This window comes from Vibrio sp. Vb1755 (assembly GCF_033338635.1).
In the GTDB taxonomy this organism is placed as follows: Bacteria; Pseudomonadota; Gammaproteobacteria; order Enterobacterales; family Vibrionaceae; genus Vibrio; species Vibrio alginolyticus.
In genome coordinates this window covers 1-21,813 of record NZ_JAWOTA010000013.1, presented here as the reverse complement: position 1 = coordinate 21,813, position 21,813 = coordinate 1, and the positions used below count along the sequence as shown (strand labels likewise).

Annotated in this window: 18 protein-coding genes; 4 read left to right on the top strand and 14 right to left on the bottom strand. The window is 44.5% G+C overall.

What is annotated here, in order from left to right; translation table 11 throughout:
- The first annotated feature begins 245 nt into the window (after nucleotides 1-245).
- Nucleotides 246-1,919 carry an alkaline phosphatase D family protein gene (locus R7E00_RS13000; protein ID WP_318124433.1) on the top strand — a complete coding sequence of 558 codons (1,674 nt, stop codon included), beginning with the start codon at nucleotides 246-248 and terminating at the stop codon, nucleotides 1,917-1,919.
- 79 nt (nucleotides 1,920-1,998) lie between these two features.
- Here the strand turns inward: R7E00_RS13000 and R7E00_RS12995 are convergent, their stop codons facing one another.
- The 7 genes from R7E00_RS12995 to R7E00_RS12965 all read right to left on the bottom strand — a co-directional run bounded on the left by R7E00_RS12995 (nucleotide 1,999) and on the right by R7E00_RS12965 (nucleotide 7,981).
- Nucleotides 1,999-3,102, bottom strand: a complete 1,104-nt coding sequence (locus R7E00_RS12995) for a phosphoribosylaminoimidazolesuccinocarboxamide synthase (protein WP_256936197.1) — start codon at nucleotides 3,100-3,102, stop codon at nucleotides 1,999-2,001.
- A gap of 203 nt (nucleotides 3,103-3,305) precedes the next feature.
- A complete protein-coding gene (locus tag R7E00_RS12990) occupies nucleotides 3,306-3,698 on the bottom strand; it encodes a cell division inhibitor SulA (RefSeq protein ID WP_054576436.1) in 393 nt (130 codons plus the stop codon).
- 407 nt (nucleotides 3,699-4,105) lie between these two features.
- On the bottom strand, nucleotides 4,106-4,288 hold the full coding sequence (locus R7E00_RS12985) for a hypothetical protein (protein ID WP_074191160.1): 183 nt from the start codon (nucleotides 4,286-4,288) through the stop codon (nucleotides 4,106-4,108).
- 177 nt (nucleotides 4,289-4,465) lie between these two features.
- The gene (locus R7E00_RS12980; RefSeq protein ID WP_256936199.1) at nucleotides 4,466-5,443 is read right to left on the bottom strand and encodes a J domain-containing protein; all 978 of its coding nucleotides are present in this window, start codon (nucleotides 5,441-5,443) and stop codon (nucleotides 4,466-4,468) included.
- 76 nt (nucleotides 5,444-5,519) lie between these two features.
- Nucleotides 5,520-6,179, bottom strand: a complete 660-nt coding sequence (locus tag R7E00_RS12975) for an OmpA family protein (RefSeq protein ID WP_005377956.1) — start codon at nucleotides 6,177-6,179, stop codon at nucleotides 5,520-5,522.
- Nucleotides 6,180-6,396: 217 nt separating this feature from the next.
- Nucleotides 6,397-7,092, bottom strand: coding sequence for a DUF2786 domain-containing protein (locus R7E00_RS12970; RefSeq protein WP_262606116.1), 696 nt, complete (start codon nucleotides 7,090-7,092; stop codon nucleotides 6,397-6,399).
- A 208-nt stretch (nucleotides 7,093-7,300) separates the two neighbouring features.
- Nucleotides 7,301-7,981, bottom strand: coding sequence for a DUF3334 family protein (locus R7E00_RS12965; protein ID WP_005388843.1), 681 nt, complete (start codon nucleotides 7,979-7,981; stop codon nucleotides 7,301-7,303).
- 263 nt (nucleotides 7,982-8,244) lie between these two features.
- On the opposite strand from R7E00_RS12965, the gene R7E00_RS12960 reads away from it, so the two are divergent.
- Both R7E00_RS12960 and R7E00_RS12955 read left to right on the top strand, forming a co-directional pair.
- Entirely contained in the window at nucleotides 8,245-11,280 is a 3,036-nt protein-coding gene (locus tag R7E00_RS12960) for an FAD-binding and (Fe-S)-binding domain-containing protein (protein ID WP_017820825.1), read from the top strand.
- A gap of 73 nt (nucleotides 11,281-11,353) precedes the next feature.
- Nucleotides 11,354-11,815, top strand: a complete 462-nt coding sequence (locus tag R7E00_RS12955; protein ID WP_005377951.1) for a methyltransferase family protein — start codon at nucleotides 11,354-11,356, stop codon at nucleotides 11,813-11,815.
- A gap of 110 nt (nucleotides 11,816-11,925) precedes the next feature.
- Here the strand turns inward: R7E00_RS12955 and R7E00_RS12950 are convergent, their stop codons facing one another.
- From R7E00_RS12950 to hutC, 6 genes are all read right to left on the bottom strand, one after another.
- On the bottom strand, nucleotides 11,926-12,651 hold the full coding sequence (locus R7E00_RS12950; RefSeq protein ID WP_017821813.1) for a DUF3581 domain-containing protein: 726 nt from the start codon (nucleotides 12,649-12,651) through the stop codon (nucleotides 11,926-11,928).
- Nucleotides 12,652-12,986: 335 nt separating this feature from the next.
- The gene (hutH, locus tag R7E00_RS12945; protein ID WP_017634855.1) at nucleotides 12,987-14,522 is read right to left on the bottom strand and encodes a histidine ammonia-lyase; all 1,536 of its coding nucleotides are present in this window, start codon (nucleotides 14,520-14,522) and stop codon (nucleotides 12,987-12,989) included.
- Nucleotides 14,523-14,533: 11 nt separating this feature from the next.
- The gene (gene hutU, locus R7E00_RS12940; protein WP_262606115.1) at nucleotides 14,534-16,231 is read right to left on the bottom strand and encodes a urocanate hydratase; all 1,698 of its coding nucleotides are present in this window, start codon (nucleotides 16,229-16,231) and stop codon (nucleotides 14,534-14,536) included.
- A gap of 73 nt (nucleotides 16,232-16,304) precedes the next feature.
- Nucleotides 16,305-17,315 (bottom strand): formimidoylglutamase, encoded by a 1,011-nt coding sequence (hutG, locus tag R7E00_RS12935; protein WP_170897140.1) that lies wholly within the window; start codon nucleotides 17,313-17,315, stop codon nucleotides 16,305-16,307.
- A 1-nt stretch (nucleotide 17,316) separates the two neighbouring features.
- Nucleotides 17,317-18,567, bottom strand: a complete 1,251-nt coding sequence (hutI, locus tag R7E00_RS12930) for an imidazolonepropionase (RefSeq protein ID WP_238966563.1) — start codon at nucleotides 18,565-18,567, stop codon at nucleotides 17,317-17,319.
- A gap of 129 nt (nucleotides 18,568-18,696) precedes the next feature.
- Entirely contained in the window at nucleotides 18,697-19,404 is a 708-nt protein-coding gene (hutC, locus tag R7E00_RS12925; RefSeq protein WP_158173817.1) for a histidine utilization repressor, read from the bottom strand.
- 247 nt (nucleotides 19,405-19,651) lie between these two features.
- On the opposite strand from hutC, the gene R7E00_RS12920 reads away from it, so the two are divergent.
- Nucleotides 19,652-20,395 carry a sporulation protein gene (locus tag R7E00_RS12920; RefSeq protein ID WP_262606114.1) on the top strand — a complete coding sequence of 248 codons (744 nt, stop codon included), beginning with the start codon at nucleotides 19,652-19,654 and terminating at the stop codon, nucleotides 20,393-20,395.
- Between the two features lie 6 nt (nucleotides 20,396-20,401).
- On the opposite strand, the gene R7E00_RS12915 is transcribed toward R7E00_RS12920, so the two are convergent.
- Nucleotides 20,402-21,379 carry a DUF3187 family protein gene (locus R7E00_RS12915; RefSeq protein ID WP_074191167.1) on the bottom strand — a complete coding sequence of 326 codons (978 nt, stop codon included), beginning with the start codon at nucleotides 21,377-21,379 and terminating at the stop codon, nucleotides 20,402-20,404.
- Between the last annotated feature and the right edge of the window lie 434 nt (nucleotides 21,380-21,813).

Sequence of the window (21,813 nt, the reverse complement as noted above, 5' to 3'; positions counted from 1 at the left end):
AGGTTTTTGTCACAGGTCTTGGAAGTGTGATGAATATAGAGTATTTGCACTTAAATTAACAAAAATGTAACGTTTGGAAATGCAATTGTCATAACTAGCTTCTAACTTTGTGTTTTTAGGACAAATTACCGACTAAGTGGTTGGTACTGTAAGTTCGAATTAACGTCCCTTATTGGCACACAAGGATGATTGAGTCACCACGTCATTTGGGCATAAAAACAAACACAATAAGAAAGGAAGTCAATATGTCTTTGTCTCGTCGAGACTTTATGAAAGCTGCCTCTTCAACGGCTATTGTTACCGGGCTGGTGGGCTGTGGTAGCGATGCTAGTGAGTCTGTTGCGGTTACCTTTGAGCACGGAGTTGCGAGTGGAGATCCTACTCAAACACAAGTAATCATTTGGACTCGTGTTACAACCTCAGCGAGCTACGCAGATGTAAGCTGGCAAGTTTCATCTAACGAAAATTTTACTGATATCGTGCAAAGTGGCACTTTTGCCACAGACACGAGCCGAGATTTCACGGTAAAAGTCGATGTTCAAAATCTCAACGCAAATTCTCGCTACTACTATCGATTCATGGTTGGAGATGTCACTAGCGAAGTCGGGCAAACTCAAACATTACCAGAGGATGGTGTAGAAAAGGCATCCATGGCGGTTGTATCTTGTGCAAACTATCCTGCAGGCTATTTCCATGTGTATCGAGAGATTTTAAATCAACATGAGCAAGACCCGTTTGATGTGGTGCTTCATCTCGGTGATTACATTTATGAGTATGGTGCTGGTGGCTACGCTAGTGAAGATGCTGAGGCACTAGGGCGAGAGCCAAGCAAAGGCACTGAATGTATTACCTTAGATGATTACCGAAAACGGTATGCGCAATATCGCCAAGATGCTGATCTGCAAGCGTTACATGCGAACCTACCAATGATTGCTGTCTGGGATGACCATGAGCTTGCAAATGATAGTTGGAAAAATGGTGCGGAAAACCATCAAGAAGAGGAGGGCAGCTTTAATGATCGTCGTGCAGCTGCGGCTGCCGCGTGGACAGAATGGTTGCCCGTTCGTGAAAACACTTTCTCAAACATGCTGATTTACCGTCAGTTTTCGTTTGGAAGTTTAGTCAATTTGATGATGCTCGATACGCGACTTGTGGGGCGTGATAAACCGTTGGATTACTTCTCGCTCAGCTCTCCAACGATGGAAGTGATTGGCGGTTTAGTTGCTCAGTCGCGCAGTGAAGACCGAGAGCTGTTAGGCGCTGACCAACTCGCTTGGCTGATGGATGCGTTCAGTACGCACGACGCAACTTGGAATGTGCTAGGGCAACAAGTGTTAATGTCTCGTATGGAGCTGCCAAGTTCGGTGATGACCGCTATGTTTCAATTGTTTACTGCCACTGAAGACCAAAAAACAGAGGCGTTATTAGCGGTAAACTCTGCGATTACGGGTTATCTCTCTGACCCAAGTTTAGATACCATTGCTTTGCCATATAACCTAGATGCATGGGATGGTTACTACGTTGAGCGAGAGAAAGTTTATCAACTGGCCAAAGCCAGCAGTGGTAACTTTGTCTGCTTGGCAGGAGATACGCACAACGCATGGGCAAGTGAGCTTAAAGACGTATCTAAGCATCCTATCGGGATAGAGTTTGCAACTAGCTCGGTGAGTTCCCCTGGGCTAGAGGCCTACCTAGCGTTAGATCCTGTTGCGATCGCTCAAATGGAATACACGTTGCCGCACTTAGTGTCAGAATTACAGTGGGCAGATATCAAGCAGCGTGGCTTTATGCGCGTTACTTTTACGCCCGACAAAGCAGAGTCGACCTGGTATTTCGTATCAACGATTAAAGACAAAACATATCAGGTGACGACCAAGTCAGCCTCCACAACTGATGGTACTACGTTAAATATCGGCTAAAATGAGCCTAATACGAAAAAAGTCTGCAGGCTATTGCGGACTTTTTATTGGAAAGCGTTTAGCTAATCTAGCGACAGTGCTAGTCAATCAATCCGTATTCTTTGCTCAGTACTTCGATGATTTCCGCTTTCGGATTCTCACTCAAATGAATCGGCTTTCCTGTAATCTTCTCGGCAATACCAATGTAGGTGCTCGAAATCGCCATCAAAGATTCGACGGGTAAAGCATTATCACGAGCGAGTGCTTCGCGCTCTGGCATACGTTCTTTGTTTAGCAAGATATCTGGGTCAGGGAAGTGGTTAAGTAGGAACTGGCGGAAACCTTCTTTTGAGTTCTCTACGATGTGACCTGCTTGGTATTCTTTAGCATCCCATATACGAGACGAGTCTGGTGTACCCACTTCATCCATGTAAATCAGCTTTTCATTGCTAGCAGCATCATGAACATAACCAAATTCGAATTTGGTATCGACAAAGATTTGGTCGATTTCTTCTAACGCTTGGCTGATAACGTTAAAGCCTTCTTTCAGCAGTTTTTCGTAGAGTGCGATATCGTCGGCACTTGAGAAGTTAAATGCTTCGTAGTTGTCTACGATGTTTTGACGAGTAATATTTACGTCATCCGCTTCTGGCACACCGGGAATGCCTTTTAGAATGCCTTTTGTGGATGGGGTCATTAGCAATTCTGGAAGTGCTTTGTCTTTTTCTAACCCTTCAGGAAGTTGGATTCCACAAAACTCTCGCTCGCCATTTGCGTAAGCGCGCCACATCGAACCCGTGATGTATTTGCGGCAGATGGCTTCGATTTTTACCGGTTTGGCTTTTTGTACAATCCAAACAAAAGGGTGAGGAATGTCTAGAATATGGCTATCTGCTAAGCCATTTTCTTTGAATAGTTTGAACCAGTGATTAGAAATCGCATTAAGCGCAGCCCCTTTACCCGGGACACCATTAAGACCACCTTCAGCATGCCAAATACAATCGAATGCAGAGATTCGGTCGCTAATCACCATGATAGCCAAAGGCGCATCTGGAGCGACATCGTATCCTTTTTCTTTGATCAGTCGGGCGCTGTCGTCTTCAGTTAACCAGTAAACTGAACGAACTTTTCCGCTATGAACGGGTTTATGGGTGCGAATTGGCAGGTCGTCATTGACGGCAAGTACTTGATTAGCAAGGCTCATTGCGACATTCCTATCATCTTAATCAAACGTCAGAAAGAGAAGATATTCAGCAAAGTTTGGGCGCTGAATAAATCGAATGTGGGCATCATACCAGAACTATTTTAACTCGCCAGAGAAAAAGCAAACGTTTGCTTGTTTTCTTTAATACAAAAAAAGCCCCCTTAAAAAGGAGGCGAGATGCAGGATGGATAACGTCGAACTTATTAGTGGTACTTATTAACTCTGCCTTCGACGAAAAAGACTTCACACTGATAGCGCTGCGCCACGTCGCGCAACATAGATTGATTCATAAGTGCAATTTTATTGGATGCGACAACAGCACTGGCATTACCTGATCGGATGGCTTTGATCACGATCTCGACTTCTGAAAGCTGTTGAGAGGGCTTCATTTGAATAACGTTTTTACAGCAAATATTAGAAGCAGTGAGTTGTTCAAAGTCTGGACGAGGGCAGTCTGCTGTAAACAAAATCCATTGTTTCTGCTGCGATAAAACAGCCAGCTTAGATAGAAGCTGATCCGAAACGGCCATGGGCTGAGTTGCTTGTGCCAATACGTTGTAACGAGAGTATGTATGAGATTGACTTTGTAACTGCATCTTACTGTTCCTTTATACATGCTGTATGTGCATACAGTAGTTTGTTTTGGCGACCTGATCAACCCGTTTCTCAAAAGTTATTTGCGGTTTTTTGAGAAGGAAATAAAATAATTTTGTTCTAAGTGGTTGAATTTATTTGGTTGTTTTTCATTTTTGATATGTCTAACATCAATTTAAAAATGTGAGGTGAGTAGAAAGTTGGACGAGAGACATACAGGGGTTTACTACTGTATATACAGGTGTTGTTTCATGGACAATGGTTTGTATACAGTGGGAGAGGGCTGATGATGCGACATGCTGTGTAGGATAGGAGGGAATACGAGATAGATATTGGAAATAGGCTTGGGCGATCAAAAAAGCGCCTTAAAAGGCGCCTTTGAAAATCAGTTCCATTGATTCCGTCTTGCTTAGCTCGCTCGTTGCAAGCGTTCGCGCATTTGCAATTCGCCTTGGTTAAATAGGCGCACGTCGATTTTTGCCATGTCGTAACAAGCTTTACATGAGTAGTGGTGCTTGCCATCTAAATAATCGTGACGAGTTACAAGACTAGGTTTTTTACACCAATCACAGGTGCCTTCTTCATTGAACATTGATTTTCTCCCCACCTAGATTAATTTGAGTCGTTAGGTGTTATTTTGCGCCGGGCATTATGGCATAAAAGCGAGACTTAAGTTAAATGTCTGTTAATTTGTTTGAGAGGGAGATCGATTGCGGTGTTTGATTATATGGGAATAAAAGCATGGCAGCCAAAGTATTCTGACCTATTTTTACTGTTTTGTAACATTTTGTGAAACGAGCTTAAAGGCATGATTGAGTCGCTTCATTTCTTCTTCACTGCCCCTTGTGTCAGGATGATAAAGCTTTGATAATTGTCTATAGCGTAGCTTTATTGCTTGTAAATCAGGGATGTGTTGTGGTGTGTAGCCAAACATGGCGCATGCGACGCTTAGCTTATGGTTCTCTGCCTGGGTTTTGGATTTCTTAAATTCTTTGAATACTTTCTCTAGCTGGCGTTTCAGTTGCTTGTTCGTAAACTCTAGCTCTTTAACTTTTGCCGCCATTCGCTGATTTTGGTTTTCCTCTTTGGCTTCAAGCGCTTTTCTATTCTGCTTATGTTTCTTGATTACGAGGAAGCTTAAGCCGCTGATGATGAGTATCGCCGCTAGCCAGATCAGCCATAAAAATTGCGAGTATTCTACGTTGGGTTTTGCAATTGTTGTGCTTTTCTCTTCTTGTGTTTGCTCCGCCTTTTTATCGAGCGACTTTATTTGTGAGACTTGTTTAGCTCGCAGTTGATTGAAGCGCTGCTCTAACAGTTGATTATAAGCCTGTTCTGCTGCTGGATTATGCTGAGAAGCCATTTGATACAAGGCTTCAGTCAATTGAGAAGTTGTGACCTTATCTTGATTGCGCTGAATAAAGTTAGCGAGAAGAAAGCCCCGATCGGTTGGATCATTGAGTGCGATAGAGGTTAGCCAATATAACGCTTGTGTTTCATTTTTTTCGCCATTTATCCCTTTAGCAAAGTCGTTCGCGAGCTGTTTTTGCGCAGGGAGGTAACCTTGGTTGGCGGATTGCTCTAGCCAGTAACGCGTTTCTGGTGAGGCTTCAGCTTTGTTTGATGCCAATAATTGCTGTGCATACTCATATTGTTCTATGGGGTCATTTGGAGCCTGAGAGGCAAGCAGGTAACCAGAAAAGCTGAGGCTAAATAAGCAGAGTAGGGCAGACGTTTTGACAGACATTGATATGTCAGGCCTAACGATTATGGTTAGGCCTGCTCCGGTAATTTTTTATTATTACCGCTATGGTGCAACCAAATTACTTCAGTGGCAAGATCTGGATTTCAACACGACGGTTGCACGCACGACCTTCAGAAGTTTGGTTTGAGCAAATTGGGTTACGTTCGCCGTAGCCACGTGCAATTGCACGACCAGGTGCAACGTTTTGAGATACTAGGAATTGACGTACGGACTCTGCACGACGCTCAGACAACGTTTGGTTGTATGACTCACTGCCCGTGCTATCAGTGTAACCGTCGATAACAAGGCTGGTATCTGGGTATTCAACCAAGATGCGAGCAACACCGCGTAGAGTATTATGAATGCTAGCATCAAGCTGGTAAGAGCTTGAAGAGAAGCCGATACCATTTTCCATACGCAGTAAAAGCTGGTTCTCACCAACACGCTGAACCTGTACACCAGAGTTTAGCAAAGCGCGACGCAATTCTGCTTCTTGTTGGTCAAAGTAGTAACCAACGCCAGCGCCAGTCGCACCGCCTGCGGCCGCACCAATGAGCGCATGCTGACGACGTTCTTTAGCGTCATCGCCCGTTGCTAGACCGATTGCTGCACCAGCGATAGCACCAATAAGCGCGCCTTGCGTGGTTGAGTTAGTTTCGTATTCACCCGTTGTTGCATTTTGGCGTTGAGTGGCTTGACAGCCAGTAAGAGCTAGCACTAGAGCTAGTGCAATAGGCATCTTTTTCAAGGGAAAATCTCCGTATAAAACTGAGGCGAAACCATGCCTCATAATGGGATGCGAATTATGAATAAGTAAGCATTGATATTTGTTATGAGAAAGTAAGATTGATAAGAGTTTCTGTAAGAAAATTCTTATCGTTACTATCACAACTTCAAAAAGTAGGTCCCAATAACATTGGAATATTGGAACCTACGTCAATCAATTGCTGCTCTGGTTATTTCGATGGATTGCCCAACATTTTACGCGCTTGCTCGCCGCCAACACCACGGTTAACGGAGACTCTTCTACCTTTTTTCAAGCCCACTTCGTAGTCTTCGGTTAGGTTTTTCATCGCTTCTTTCAGTTGCTTCTTGAAGGTTTCGCGGTCAATGTTTTGGAATTCTTTATCAATATAATCATTGATTTTGTTGGCCGACTCTTCGTCTGGGGAAATGACTGGAAGTTTCTCTATCGCGCCCTCTACCCAACCAGATACAAATGAGTTCACACGGCGAGTCACTTCCTGAGAAGAGGTGCCGGTGCCAGCAAAGCTGTTTCGGAATTGTCCGGTACTTTCGTTCATCTCGCGATAAACAATATCGAAAGCAAATGCAGCAAAAATAGCGCGATCTGCTTCACCGATAAATTCGACACGTTTGAGCCCTTTGTGATTCAACAATACTGCTTCGACACCGAATTTTGTGTTAATGCCGCGAATCACTCGCAATATGGTAGAACTGATGTTCGCTGGTAGCAGATGAGAAGATTGTGTTTTTCCCATTCTGATGAACTCAATATCGTCTTTATCGAGACCATATTTAAGCATGAGGCGATGTGCCATTTTGATAGCATTGGCAGCCTCATTAACATTAGCGGAATTGCCCAGTTCTAAGCACTTGGCGATTTTTTTCAGAGCTTTTTGTTTATCCATCGACAACCAGTAACGAAAGCAGAAAATTTATGAAGTCAGACATATTACCTTTTTTGACATAAAAACGAAATACAAGGTGGGACTGAAGATAATTTCTGCACATAAAAAGAAGCCTCGCATTAAGCGAGGCTGGCGTTTTAGTTCGTCGTAATCAGTATGAAGTCGTACTTGTGTCTAAGAAGCCATTCTTCATTAAGATTCGTTAGAATTACAACCCGAGCTGGTTGAGCAAGTCATCGGCATCATCGTTTGATCCCGACGATTTAGATTCTTTCTCAGCCAACTGTTTACGTGTTGCCTCTAAAATGTCGTCTGGGTTTTCGTCTTCAGCAACTTCAAACTCTTCCAGTTGGATGAACTCAGTTTTATCCATTGCTAGCTCGAGATAGAAAATATTGTTGTTTTCGGTGGAGAACGTCACTCTGCGCGCTTGAGGGCGGTCAAGGTTGGTATCAACTTGTAAGATAACTTGCTTATTCAGCGCCAGCATTTTTGGTTGGTTTTGTGTGATGTTCGTTTGCAGGTCTTTACGAATTTTATTAGTGAAGTCTCCGACCAGTTGATTCATGAGTTCACCCAGAACATCGCCTACCTCGTCAGAAGTATGAGATATTGCCAGTTCTTCTTCTGGCATGCCCATATTACGCATGTAGTTGGTGTAGATCTCCAGTGCGGCTTTTGCCGTAAAATTAATCACAACTAGCCCGGTAAATCCGCCATCAAACAGAACAAAACAGCCAAAATCTGGTTTGAGGCTAGTCTTGTGGATTTTTTGCACCATTGCTGAATAATTTACTTGAGAAGATGTCGCCGAAGTAAGTACGCCAGAAACAGACTGGCAAAGTTTGAGAAGGATATCTTCAGTGGTCACAATTTTATTTTTTTTCATTCTGAAAACTCATCTAGAAACGCGATTCGTTCCCCAATGTAAGGCATCAAGCGTGAAAAAATAAAGCATAAGTTTAATTATTGTATCGAGATTCTGATTTGCTCGTCTTTTTAAATGTTGTAAAGTGACGAAATTCAAAGAATATTACTTCACTAACTCTTTTGTGGTGTTATTTTTCGCTTAGCGCCAATTTGTATGAGAAGTGAGCAAATAATTACACAACCCGCAGCTGATCGGATCAGCGTCGTAGGGGCAGGAAGCAAATGTTACCAAGATTACACTCGCAAACTGATGTCGATCCTCTTGTTCTTAGTTTTCTGAAAGAGCTTGAGCACGCCGGATTCACTGGTGATATCGAAAGCCAATATTCAAGTCGACTAGCGGTTGCCACTGACAACAGTGTTTACCAGCAACTTCCTCAGTCTGTCGTTCATCCCAAAACGACAGAAGATGTTTCTCTCCTCGGGAAACTGAGCAATAAAGAAAAGTACGAACGAATTACCTTTTCACCTCGTGGTGGCGGCACAGGGACCAATGGTCAGTCGCTTACCAAAGGTATTGTGGTGGATATGTCTCGTCACATGAACAAAGTGCTTGAGATTAATGAGAAAGAAGGCTGGGTTCGTGTACAAACTGGTGTAGTGAAAGACCAGTTAAATGACGCTGTTCGCCCTTATGGCTACTTCTTCTCTCCAGACTTATCTACCAGTAACCGTGCAACGATTGGCGGCATGGTCAACACCGATGCTTCTGGTCAAGGTTCTCTGAAATACGGAAAAACATCCGATCATGTTTTGTCGCTACAAGCGGTGTTTGCTGATGGTTCAATTTTAGAGTCGGACTTGTCTCATGGTTACCCAAAAGAAGGCGAGTTTGCTGCCAAGGCGCTACGTGTAACGGAATCCGTATGTCGTGAAAAACGCCAGCAGATCGTAGATAAGTTTCCTCCTCTTAACCGATTTTTAACGGGCTACGATTTAAAAAATGCCTTGAATGAAGAAGGTGACCGTTTCGATATCACACGAGTACTGTGCGGCGCTGAAGGTTCATTGGCATTCATTACCGAAGCGAAGCTTAACCTGACGCCAATTCCGAAAGCGCGTACTTTGGTTAACGTTAAATACAACAGCTTTGATTCTGCACTGCGTAATGCACCGTTTATGGTAGAAGCGAAGGCGCTGTCTGTAGAAACCGTTGACTCAAAAGTGCTTAATCTCGCGAAGCAAGATATCGTTTGGCACACCGTGAGCGATTTACTTACCGATGTTCCAAATAAAGAGATGCTTGGTATCAATATGGTGGAATACGCAGGTCAGGACGAAGAGGAAGTTGCTGCTCAGGTTGCAGCATTGACCGCCAAGCTCGATACCATGTTGGAAACAGAAGAAGCGGGCATTATCGGCTACCAAGTTTGTAACGATGTAGCGAGCATTGGGCGTATTTACAACATGCGTAAAAAAGCGGTGGGTTTGTTAGGCGCAGCAAAAGGTCGTGCTAAACCGGTCGCATTCGCTGAAGATACCTGTGTGCCACCAGAAAACCTGGCGGACTTCATTGTAGAGTTTCGAGAACTGTTAGACAGCAAGTCTCTGAATTACGGCATGTTTGGTCACGTCGATGCTGGGGTGCTTCACGTACGTCCTGCGTTGGATTTGTGTGACCCGCACCAAGAAGCATTGATGCACGAAGTTTCTGATGAAGTGGTCAAGCTGGTGGCGAAATACGGTGGTTTGATGTGGGGTGAACACGGCAAAGGTTTCCGTTCAGAATATGGCCCTGAGTTTTTCGGCGACGAGTTGTTTACTGAACTGAGACGTGTGAAAGCGGCATTCGATCCACACAACAAAATGAACCCGGGCAAAATCTGTACACCGCTGGATAGTGATGCAGAGCTTGTCAAAGTTACCGATACCAAACGTGGTTACTATGACCGTCAGATTGACGTTCAAGTACGTGACAGCTTTAAACAAGCGATGGAATGTAACGGTAACGGTTTGTGTTTTAACTACGATACTAGCTCGCCAATGTGTCCATCGATGAAAGTAACAGCCGATCGTCGTCATTCACCGAAAGGTCGTGCGGGTTTGGTTCGCGAGTGGTTGCGTCAGCTCACTGAACAAGGCATTGATATCCTTGACTTAGAAAAGCAAACACTAGAAAACAAAACATCAATCAAAACCATGATTGACCGCGTACGTCATTCTATCAATCGTCGTCACGAGTATGACTTCTCTCACGAAGTGTATGAAGCGATGAATGGTTGTTTGGCGTGTAAAGCGTGTGCGAGTCAGTGTCCGATTAAAGTCGATGTTCCGAGCTTTCGCTCGCGCTTTTTAAACATCTATCACTCTCGTTACCAACGTCCTGCAAAAGACTATCTGGTTGCCAACATTGAGACTATGCTGCCGATGATGGCGAAAGCGCCAGGTGTCGTAAATGGTGTTTTGAAGCAGTCGTGGGTGAAAAGTTTAACGGCATCTACGGTCGGGTATGTCGATGCGCCGTTGTTATCAGTACCCACCTTGAAACAACGAGTAGAGTCGCTGACAACGCCTTATGATCTGCAAGCGCTCAGTGGTTTGTCTTCGTCTGAAAAGAGCAAGCATGTTTTAATTGTTCAAGACCCATTCACTAGCTACTACGACGCTGATGTCGTTGAAGACTTCGTTAAGTTATTGAAAAAGCTGGGTATGCATCCGGTACTTCTGCCGTTTAAGCCGAATGGTAAAGCACAACACATTAAAGGGTTTTTACGTCAGTTTAAGGACACAGCAGCCGACACAGCGAAGTTCTTGGCGATGGTAGCGGATTTGGATATCCCATTAGTTGGCGTCGATCCTGCTTTGGTGCTGTGTTATCGAGATGAATACGCTGAAGTGCTTGGCAGTAAGCGAGGTAATTTCGATGTACTAACAGCCCACGAATGGCTTTACCCAAGACTAGAAGCGTTTGAAAGCGGAGAGCATAAGGCGCAGGAACCTTGGTATCTGTTTGCGCACTGTACTGAAAAAACCAAAATGCCCAATGCGGAAAAAGAGTGGGGCGCTATTTTTGCTCACTTTGGTGCAGTTTTGAATACGGTACCTGTTGGTTGTTGTGGTATGGCGGGTACGTTTGGTCATGAGGTTGATAAGTTGTCGATGTCGAAAGACATTTACAATTTAAGCTGGAAGCCGAGCTTAGATAAGTTGGATAACGAGAGATGTTTGATTACAGGCTATTCTTGCCGCAGCCAAGTTAAACGCTTTGAAGGAACGAAGCCCAAGCATCCCGTTCAGGCATTGTTAACTTTGTTGTAATCGGACTAGATCAAGCCCAGTTTTACTGGGCTTTTTAGAAACCGTATTTAGACCCTTTCAAAGGATATGAATCTTGAGAAAACTTGAACTCAAAGTCCCACCTGTTGTGGTGTTTTTGCTAGTCATACTTTTGATGTACGGACTTAAAGTTTTGACGCCGAGCATGAACATTCGAGTACCCTTTGTTGAATTTGTAGTAGGTGTATTAACTTTGTTGTCTGGCTACATGGGCATTGCTGGCGTGTATGAATTTCGCAAAGTAAAAACCACAGTAAACCCAGTAAAACCTGAAGCGGCATCTTCTGTTGTAAGAACAGGTGTGTTTGCCTTTTCACGCAACCCTATGTACACGGCATTATTGCTTCTAATCATAGCAACTGGTTTGTGGTGGCAGCACTTGAGTGTGGTGCTTTGTGGCGTGATATTTGTCAGTTATATGAATCGGTTTCAAATCAAGCCTGAGGAACGCGTTTTAGAGCGATTGTTTGGTGAAGAGTATGTGGATTATAAAAACCATGTTCGTCGTTGGCTCTAAGCATTGCGTTTAGTTTTGTTTGGATGAGACATAAAAAGAAAGCCCAACGGTCGACGTTGGGCTTTCTTTTAGTAAACACTTTTTTTGTGCGCTTCTGATAGGGCAGTCGACTAGGCTGCCTTAACGAACTTTGCTAGGAATGCATCCTTACGTTCATTAAAGCGGCGTACAAGGTCGTCAACCGCTTCTTGGTCATATGGCTTCAAGCCACTTGCAACCATGCGCTTAATACCTTTACCAACGACTTCACCGTCTTCTTTAAACGCAAAGTTTAAGGTGACTACACCTCGTTTTCCTTCTACGTCGAATGTTGCGCCAGTGAAATCCACCTCTGGATGCGTAAGGTCTAAGCGTGAAAATTCGACTTCCATGCTTTCATAAATAACTAATGGACGCTGGCAGTTAATCATCATTTGCTTCTCTTCCATAAGAGGAACCATGATGTGAGGGAAGTTCATACCAGAAAATTGCACGTAATTTGTCACTACATGCTCAATAAATGCCGGATCGTGGTTAGTTTCACCTTCACGGGACATGTGTAAGTATTCTTTACCTGCCTCGTCAACAACAGCGCTTTCTTTGTCACACTTATTTTCAATATGAAGTGCTACACCATCGTTTACCATGCCAGAGAAGTTAAAACGCATCTTTTGGCTAACGCCTTCTTTACTAAGAAGCACAGCGAAAAGTAAATCCCCAGGGACACAAAAGCGTTTGTTGTCTTCATCATGAATTGGGTTGTAGTCACCTGCGACACGTTTTGCAAAGTGGCTTGCTTGTTCGCGAGTGAACTGAAACTGGTGATTAGTGTTTGAAAAATAAGGTGTTAGAAACATAATTTTTACGTAGTAACCAAAACTGTGTGGGATTATATGCGAATATCTGCGTAGCAATGGTCCATCCAGTGAAAACTTCACCGTATCCTAACAATAAGACACTATTTCGGCGGATAAACCGTTAAAAACGCATACTTTAGCAACGCTTTTATTTGTTAAAACAATAAACAACGACCTTTTCGCTCGCCTATCTTGTAAAGTATAGCCATCAAAGTAGACAGGTGTTCATAAATAGTGCCATCAATATGTTTAATCGTATATAAAAAGGCTCCACGCAGAACGTAGAGCCTTCAATTCATCATCTTTTTATTCGGTGAAATGCCAGTTATGCTTAATTATTGAACACTGGGTAACAAGCTCTCTGGCATGAGCGTGTTGTGGATAGCCAGCTTAAGCAGAGTGTTTGCCTGTTCAATGTCTGGAGCAAAGTAGCGATCTTTATCGTAGAACGATACTTTTTCACGCAACATTTGTTTCGCAATCTCAATACGCTCAGAGGACTTGTTTGGCGCTCTAAAGTCTAGGCCTTGTGCTGCTGAGAGGTACTCGACAGCCAGAATACCGCGAGTGTTTTCGCCCATTTCTTTCAATCTGCGAGCCGCGAATGTTGCCATTGACACGTGATCTTCTTGGTTTGCAGATGTTGGCAAGCTGTCTACTGACGCTGGGTGAGCGAGCGTTTTGTTTTCACTTGCTAACGCAGCAGAGGTCACCTGAGCGATCATGAAACCAGAGTTCACACCACCATTGTCGACTAAGAACGGTGGCAGTTTTGATAGCGCGCTATCGATAAGTAATGCCATACGACGTTCAGACAAGCTGCCGATCTCGGCAATCGCAAGTGCTAGGTTGTCGGCTGCCATTGCAACAGGCTCCGCGTGGAAGTTACCGCCAGAGATGATGTCACCATCTTCAGCAAACACCAACGGATTATCTGATACGGAGTTCGCTTCTACTTGTAGTACTTCCGCCGCATTGCGGATTTGCTGTAAACACGCACCCATCACTTGAGGCTGACAGCGCAAAGAATACGGGTCTTGTACTTTTTCACAGTTAGTGTGCGAATCACCTATTTCACTCGATGTGTCTAACAAATGACGGTATGCGAGTGCTGCGTCCATTTGGCTGCGATGACCACGTACACGGTGAATGCGCGGATCGAATGGACGTCGGCTGCCGAGAGCGGCTTCAACAGACATTGCACCACAAACGGTTGCTGACGCGAAAAGGTCTTCCGCGATAAACAGGCCTTCCAATGCGAACGCTGTGGATGCCTGAGTCCCATTTAGTAGCGCTAAGCCTTCTTTTGGCGCCAGAGTGATAGGCTCTAGACCTGCGATTTTTAAAGCTTCTTGCCCGGAAATGATATTACCGTTGTGGCGAGCTTGTCCTTCTCCCAGTAATACTGTGCTCATATGGGCTAGAGGAGCTAAGTCACCTGATGCGCCAACAGAGCCCTTTTTAGGTACGCAAGGGTAAACTTGTGCGTTGACTAGGTCGGTCAGCATATTAATGACTTTTAGGCGAATCCCAGAAAAGCCACGAGACAGACTATTGATTTTTAATACCATCATCAGACGAACCGTTTCATCTGACATAAACTCACCGATACCTGCCGCATGAGAAAGAACGATACTGCGTTGCAGTGTTTCTAAATCTTCTGGTGCTATTCGTGTGTTAGCCAATAGCCCAAAACCAGTGTTAATTCCGTAAACCGTTCTATCTTCCGCGATGACTCGGTCTACGACTTGCGTGCTTTCTTCAATGGCCGGAATGGCTTCAGGATCCAAAGTAAGGTTGACTGGTGAACGGCTCACTTGGCGTAGTTCGTTTAAGCTAATATGACCCGGCTTTAGCGTTAAATTTAACATCTCTTTCATCCTTACTTGAGCTTCTTCAGTTCTTCGTTGAGCATTGGCAAATCTAGCCCTTGCTCTGCTGCACATTGTTTAGCGATATCGTATCCCGCATCAGCATGACGCATCACGCCTGTTGCTGGGTCGTTATGCAGCACGCGGGCAATACGTTGTGAGGCATTTTCACTGCCGTCACAGCAGATAACCATACCTGAGTGTTGCGAGAAGCCCATACCTACGCCACCGCCGTGGTGCAGTGAAACCCAAGTTGCGCCGCCCGCCGTGTTGAGTAGCGCGTTTAATAATGGCCAGTCTGATACGGCGTCAGAACCGTCCATCATACCTTCGGTTTCACGGTTCGGGCTTGCTACAGAGCCAGAGTCTAAGTGATCTCGACCAATGACAACGGGCGCTTTAAGTTCGCCATTTTTCACCATTTCGTTGAATGCTTGACCAAGACGCTCACGATCTTTAAGACCAACCCAGCAAATACGCGCAGGTAAACCTTGGAACTGAATGCGCTCGCGAGCCATATCTAGCCAGTTATGTAAGTGCGGATTATCTGGAATTAGCTCTTTTACTTTTTGGTCGGTTTTATAAATGTCCTCAGGATCGCCAGAGAGAGCAGCCCAACGGAAAGGACCGATACCTTCACAGAATAGAGGACGAATGTAGGCTGGAACGAAGCCAGGAAAATCGAATGCGTTTTCTACGCCTTCTTCCAAGGCCATCTGGCGGATGTTGTTACCGTAGTCGAGTGTTGCGGCGCCGCGATTTTGCAGCTCTAACATCGCTTGAACTTGCACAGCCATGGATTTTTTCGCTGCTTTTACGACCATTGCTTCATCTTGCAAACGCATTTCTGCTGCGTGAGACATGCTCCAGCCTTGTGGTAAATAGCCATTGAGCGGGTCGTGTGCAGACGTTTGGTCTGTTACGACATCAGGCGTGATATTACGTTCTACCAGCTCAGAGAAAACGTCTGCTGCATTACCTAGTAGACCAACCGATACTGGTGTGTCTGACTCTTTAATGATAGCTAGCGCTTCATCTAAAGAAGTCGCTTTCTTATCGACATAGCCTGTACGTAGGCGGTAATCGATACGTGATTCATCACACTCTACTGCAATCATGGAGAAGCCCGCCATTGTACCAGCGAGAGGTTGAGCACCACCCATGCCACCAAGACCACCCGTTAGAATCCAACGGCCATTTGCGTCACCGTCAAAGTGTTTTTTTGCAACAGATACGAACGTTTCGTATGTGCCTTGTACGATACCTTGCGAGCCAATGTATATCCAGCTGCCAGCGGTCATTTGGCCGTACATCATCAAGCCTTGTTTATCGAGCTCGTTGAAGTGTTCCCAGTTTGCCCAATGCGGAACAAGGTTTGAGTTTGCGATAAGCACGCGTGGGGCATTTTTATGAGTAGGGAAAACACCAACAGGCTTGCCTGATTGAACTAAAAGCGTTTGGTCATCTTCGAGTCTTTCAAGTACTTCAACAATCTTGTCGTAACATTCCCAGTTTCGCGCTGCTCGGCCAATGCCGCCATATACAACCAGTGAATGTGGATGTTCTGCAACATCAGGATCAAGGTTGTTCATCAGCATACGAAGAGGGGCTTCGGTTAGCCAAGATTTTGCGCGCAGTTTATCTCCGTGAGGTGCACGAATTGTTCTGCTTGTATCAAGTCGTGGATCTTGTCCCTGGCGCTGTATCATTTCAGACTCCTTTAGTTTCTCGTGATGACCAAGTACTTGCTTGGTCGTAATAATCAGTGGCATCTGGGATGCATTATGGTTTGTGCTGTTTTTCCGCCATTGCGTTGGCGATATCCCAACACAAACGGGCAGCTAATCGTGCTGTTTGACTATCGACGTCATAATTTGGGTTGTATTCGGCGATATCAGCCAGCATTAACTTATTTTTGTAATGAAGAATTCGATCTAAAAAGGGGGCAATTGTGTCGTAACTCACTCCCCGAGCTGCTGGTGCGCTGACTCCAGGTGCGGTTGCGGCAGGAAATACATCCAGATCAATGGTCAAATAGAGGTGGTCACAGTCGTCAATAAAATGCTGAAGCTGAGTTAAGTGATAACTGTGGTTTAAGTAGCAGAGCTGATTGTCCTCTACATACCAAACATTTAACGCATCTGCTTTTTCAAATAGCGCTTTAGTGTTGCTACTGCGGCTTACACCAATACAAGCGTAATGAAAGTCCCAATCGTTACGTTGACAAAAATGATGAATTTGGTTGAAGGGTGTACCAGAGCTCGGTCTTATGTCGGCGAGGTTACTCTCGAATGCGCGCAAATCGAAATGCGCATCGAAATTGATAATGCCGATTTTAGGCTTCTTCTCTGGATGGTGCGCTTTAAAATATTCCGCTAAGCCGGAAAACGAGGCCCACGCAATCTCATGCCCACCACCCAGCACGATGACTGGCGTATGGGGCAGTGCGCTTGAAATGGTTGCTGCACATAGAGCTTGGCTCTCTTCCAGTAAGTCGTCTTCACACACCACAGTACCTAAGTCATATAGTGGGGCGTCTTGGTGCCATGCTAAATTAGCGAGTGCTCGTCGGATTAAGTCTGGCGCTTTTTTCGCGCCAATGCGTCCTTTGTTTCTCGCAACGCCAGCGTCGGTAGCAAAACCGAGTAATGAGACGCCATGCGCAACGGCACTCAACTCATCTGCTTTTTGGCGTTGAACAACGTGATGAATTCGCTGACCAAGCTTGCCGTCCTCGGCATCATGACGGCCTTGCCAATGAAATAGGGGAGAGTGTAGGTCGAATTGAGACATATTATTGGCCTCCGTGTGAAATGTATTCACCATTTACTATACGACCTACCAGACGTTTTGCTCCGACTTGATAGCTTAAATCCGCAGGGCTTTCGATATCCCAGATAGAGAAGTCCGCATCAAACCCTACTTTGATTTCGCCACGTGAGTTTTGATAACCCAGAGCTTTGGCTGCATGTTGCGTTACACCACGCAGTGCTTCTTGCGGTGTAAGGCGAAATAGCGTGCACGCCATATTCAGCATGAGTGTGAGATCAGAAAATGGTGATGTACCTGGGTTGACGTCCGTAGCAATTGCCATCGGCACGTTATGCTCTCTCAATAACTCAATCGGTGGTAACTGAGTCTCTCTTAGAAAATAAAAAGCGCCAGGCAATAGAGTGGCGACGGTGTTTGATCGAGCAAGTGCTTTAACACCTTGCTCATCTAAAAACTCGATGTGATCCGCTGACAGACCGTTGTATTGCGCAGTGAGGGCTGTACCACCGAGATTAGAAAGTTGCTCAGTATGCCCTTTAACCTTTAAGCCGTGGCGTTTTGCAGCTACAAACACTTTTTCTGTTTGTTCAAGATTGAAACCAATCGATTCACAAAAAACATCGACACTCGTAGCTAATTCTTCCTTTGCGACAACAGGGATTATCTCCTGACAAATGTGCTCAATATAATCATCTGCACGACCTTGAAACTCTGGCGGAATAGCGTGAGCGGCGAGAAGTGTAGTGGTGATTTTAACTTTGCGCTCTTGCTCTAGCATTTTGGCGGCACGGAGCATTTTTATTTCATCATTCAGTGTCAATCCATAGCCAGATTTCACCTCGACAGAAGTGACGCCACTCGCGAGTAACCCATCTAAACGTGGTAACGCTAACTCAACTAGTTGTGCTTCGGTTGCAGAGCGTGTCGCATGTACCGTTGAGAGAATCCCGCCGCCTTGTTTGGAAATTTCTTGATATGGCACGCCGTTTAAGCGCATTTCAAATTCGTTGGCACGATTGCCCGCGTAAATAAGATGAGTGTGGCAGTCGATCAAACCTGGCAGAACTAACTGGCCTTGAAGATCGATACTCTGAGGGTAATGTTGGGCAGACAACAGAGACTCGGTTTGCGGTGCGTCTTCACCAATGGCACAGGTACTGATCGCAACGATTTTTCCAGATTGAATACCAATGCGCGCTGGAGGCGTTGGAAGGTATCCGCATTCTCCCGATTGCATGGTAACTAGACGTGCGTTTTCAATCAGCAAATCCATGTTTGTGTCCCTGTGTTTATTTGTATCATTAAATGTATATACAAATAAATAGAGCAAAATAAGAACACTGACAAGATTGATGTTGCTAAAATGTGATCAAAACGTAGATCTAGAGGACAAATCTTGTCCTTAAATGAGCACTTTTGAGCTCAGCTTATATTTGTTACCAGGGTGATAAAGTAGGGCGGTACTGATTAACTTATCTTGGCTCCACGTTCTGCGATTCAAGAGAAGGCAAGGTTCATTGGCTTGCATTTTTAAGTCTTGCTTAATACGGCTTTCAGGCACAATTGCCTCTACAGTATGTTCTATCGCGCTGAGTGGGCAATTATCTGACAGGTATTGATTTGGAGTGATTTGTGTGAAGTCTTGATTTAAATAACTCGGGGCATATTGGCTATTCACCCAGCGGAGCTCCAATTGAATCGGCGTTTGGTCTTCATAGTGAATAATTTCACTGTAAAACACTGTCGTGCCTAACATAACGCCGAGTTTTGTCGCAATGTTGTCATCTGCTTTTATAGCAATCTGTTTGAGCACTTTACTGCCATACTTTCGCCCTCTATCGCTGACTTCTTCGGCAATGTTTCGAATGTCTAGCAGGGGAGATTCTGACTTTTCACCAGGATCACACACGAACGTGCCTAAGCGTGGGCGACGTTGTAATCGGCCCTCATTAACTAAATCCCGAATTGCTTTGTTCACTGTCATTCTACTGACACCAAATTGCTCGGTAAGCTCAATCTCGGTGGCGATGCGATGACCAACTACCCACTCTCCAGCCTTAATTTTATCCAGGATAAATTGTTTAATTTGAATGTAGAGTGGTGCAGACATAATCATTTTCCTTTATTTGACTATACAAATACTGCTTAATTTAGGTACAAATTGCAAACATTTCTCGACGAATGTACCGCTTAGTGACCGAACAATCCTATTGCAGGGCTGAATGACTCTTGCTGCTGAGCATTATTTGGATTGATGATGGAATTCGAACATTTTCTTGTGGTCTATTGCTTGCAGAGTATAAAACAATTGTGTAAACAAACGATTATTAGAAGAAAAGTCGCTAAAAAGGAAAAACATGTTTAAAAAATTGAAAGCATCACTGGGGATTGGTTCTGCAAAAGTAGATACGATTTTAGACGAAATGAGCGTGTTTCAAGGAGCGACGCTGAAAGGGCATGTTCATATCAAAGGCGGAGACGTCGAACAACAAATTGATGCTATTACTATTAAGTTGAACACAGAGATGAAAGTCGAAGTGGATGATAGCGTAAGTTACCAAACGTTCACTATTGATCAGCTGAAGGCGGTAGACCCCTTTGTGATTCAACCTAATGAAGAGAAGCAGGTTCCGTTTGAGCTAAAACTGCATGATGAAACGCCAATTACTGCGGTTAGCGCACTTAAGAATCAATGCCATGTTTGGGTTGAAACGACGTTAGATATTGATTTTGCGATTGACCCGCGTGACCGTGACTATATTGAAGTGAAACCACTACCAGTAGCATCTCGGGTTATTCAAGCGATCGAGCAAGCTGGTTTCACTATGGTTAAAGCCGATGTTGAAAAAGGCTTTTTGCGCGGTGGCTCGTTTGCTTCTCGCTCTGGAATTTATCAAGAGCTAGAGTTCCGAAATAACGGCTTTATCTCATCAAAAGAAATTGAGCTTTCTTTTATTCTGGAAGGGCAGGTCATGCATTGTTTGGCAGAGATTGACCTTTCGCTCAGCTTGGCTGGTGACCAATATCGCTCGTTTACGTTACCGATCAATGCAACTGATGCTCAAGTCGCTGCCGCGGTTGCACCAACGCTAAATCTATAGTTCTCATCAACTTGATGAGAATATGTACCGATATCCTATTGTGAAAGCGATATCGGTACTGTTATCCATGTTTCGTGCGTTCTCAACGGCTAAAAACTCAAGCGCGGAGTTTTCCATGAGATATCGATAGCCTAATACCAGTTCATTAGAGGCATCAGCAAACTCTGCGGGTCCTTCTGTTGAGCCTTGATACCAATGGTATTCAAACATCAGGTGGTGGTTATCTTCCAATGCATAACGGTACCCAGCTGCAACGGCAATCGTATTATGCCGATAGGGTAGATCCAGCAAGGCGCGATCATCTGAGCGAAAAGTCATGCCAACCATCGAGTAAAATGCATGGGCGTCACTCAAATAACTGTAATTTATTTGGAAGCCTTGCTCGAAATTACTGCCTTGAAAAGTCCCGTGAGCAACATCATTAAAATATAAGCTGCCACCAATAGATAGGCCGTGATGTTCATTCTGAAACACTTGATATTGCAAATAAGTAGATAAGTTGTTGGCAAGCGTTTGTCCTTCGAAGTCGTCTTCTAGCACATCATATTGCGGCATTGAAATGTGAAAACGATCTCTGTCTACTTTGTCTCGGCCATTCTGTCCGATACCGAAAAGGTTATGGAAGCTTTTCGTCAGTCCATCTAAATGGTTATCAGCGGCAAAAACCCACCGATAATTGAGTTCCCATTGCCAACTGCTATTGATTTGCCACTTGCTGCCAATTTCGATTTGGTTGTGGTAATAATCCAGTGCGTATTCATCAGTATGAGCCCAAACACTAGCCACGGTTCCTGAGCCATAGGTTTCGACAAAGTCAGAGGGAAGGCTATGTCCTGAGCGCAGTATATTGGTATGGCTAACCACTTGCATCGGAGATTGTGCGTAAGAACGTAGCGGCCCATACAGGTCATCTGATGCCATGGCTGGTACACAGCATATCGAAATGCTTAGAAGCCCCATAAAGCGCGATTTGAAATAGATCATGATGAACACCTACATGCAAACTACTCAATAAAACAACTATATACCTAAATTGCACTTTGAGGTGGAACTAGGTGTGCTGGGTCCTGTGTTAGTTAATATGTATTAGGAACTATTATACCAGTTGTGTATTCAAGTTCTATTGGGAGGGGGTAACTCCGTTTACAAGTGATGTGAGCCCTTAAGAAGAATCATCAGATTGTCGCGGCGAGGCCTGAGGTTAAGTTCTTATGATAAAACAAAATCGCGCTTTGCAATCTAAATGTGAGCTAGGTACAATCCCATTTTCGATAACGGTCCGGTATTCGTGTTACCGAGAGGCCTTTATTGACTCTCAACTATTTTCAACAAATAGCTTCTAATTTGAATAACATGTGTTGCTTGGTGTGCAACACCACTGTAAAGGACATAGCATGCCTATTATTACTCTTCCTGAC

Bases quoted from the DNA above. Each gene is read 5' to 3' on its own strand.
- R7E00_RS13000 (WP_318124433.1), top strand. From the start codon at position 246: ATGTCTTTGTCTCGTCGAGACTTTATGAAAGCTGCCTCTTCAACGGCT.
- R7E00_RS12995 (WP_256936197.1), bottom strand. From the start codon at position 3,102: ATGAGCCTTGCTAATCAAGTACTTGCCGTCAATGACGACCTGCCAATT.
- R7E00_RS12990 (WP_054576436.1), bottom strand. From the start codon at position 3,698: ATGCAGTTACAAAGTCAATCTCATACATACTCTCGTTACAACGTATTG.
- R7E00_RS12985 (WP_074191160.1), bottom strand. From the start codon at position 4,288: ATGTTCAATGAAGAAGGCACCTGTGATTGGTGTAAAAAACCTAGTCTT.
- R7E00_RS12980 (WP_256936199.1), bottom strand. From the start codon at position 5,443: ATGTCTGTCAAAACGTCTGCCCTACTCTGCTTATTTAGCCTCAGCTTT.
- R7E00_RS12975 (WP_005377956.1), bottom strand. From the start codon at position 6,179: ATGCCTATTGCACTAGCTCTAGTGCTAGCTCTTACTGGCTGTCAAGCC.
- R7E00_RS12970 (WP_262606116.1), bottom strand. From the start codon at position 7,092: ATGGATAAACAAAAAGCTCTGAAAAAAATCGCCAAGTGCTTAGAACTG.
- R7E00_RS12965 (WP_005388843.1), bottom strand. From the start codon at position 7,981: ATGAAAAAAAATAAAATTGTGACCACTGAAGATATCCTTCTCAAACTT.
- R7E00_RS12960 (WP_017820825.1), top strand. From the start codon at position 8,245: ATGTTACCAAGATTACACTCGCAAACTGATGTCGATCCTCTTGTTCTT.
- R7E00_RS12950 (WP_017821813.1), bottom strand. From the start codon at position 12,651: ATGTTTCTAACACCTTATTTTTCAAACACTAATCACCAGTTTCAGTTC.
- hutH (WP_017634855.1), bottom strand. From the start codon at position 14,522: ATGTTAAATTTAACGCTAAAGCCGGGTCATATTAGCTTAAACGAACTA.
- hutU (WP_262606115.1), bottom strand. From the start codon at position 16,231: ATGATACAGCGCCAGGGACAAGATCCACGACTTGATACAAGCAGAACA.
- hutG (WP_170897140.1), bottom strand. From the start codon at position 17,315: ATGTCTCAATTCGACCTACACTCTCCCCTATTTCATTGGCAAGGCCGT.
- hutI (WP_238966563.1), bottom strand. From the start codon at position 18,567: ATGGATTTGCTGATTGAAAACGCACGTCTAGTTACCATGCAATCGGGA.
- hutC (WP_158173817.1), bottom strand. From the start codon at position 19,404: ATGTCTGCACCACTCTACATTCAAATTAAACAATTTATCCTGGATAAA.
- R7E00_RS12920 (WP_262606114.1), top strand. From the start codon at position 19,652: ATGTTTAAAAAATTGAAAGCATCACTGGGGATTGGTTCTGCAAAAGTA.
- R7E00_RS12915 (WP_074191167.1), bottom strand. From the start codon at position 21,379: ATGATCTATTTCAAATCGCGCTTTATGGGGCTTCTAAGCATTTCGATA.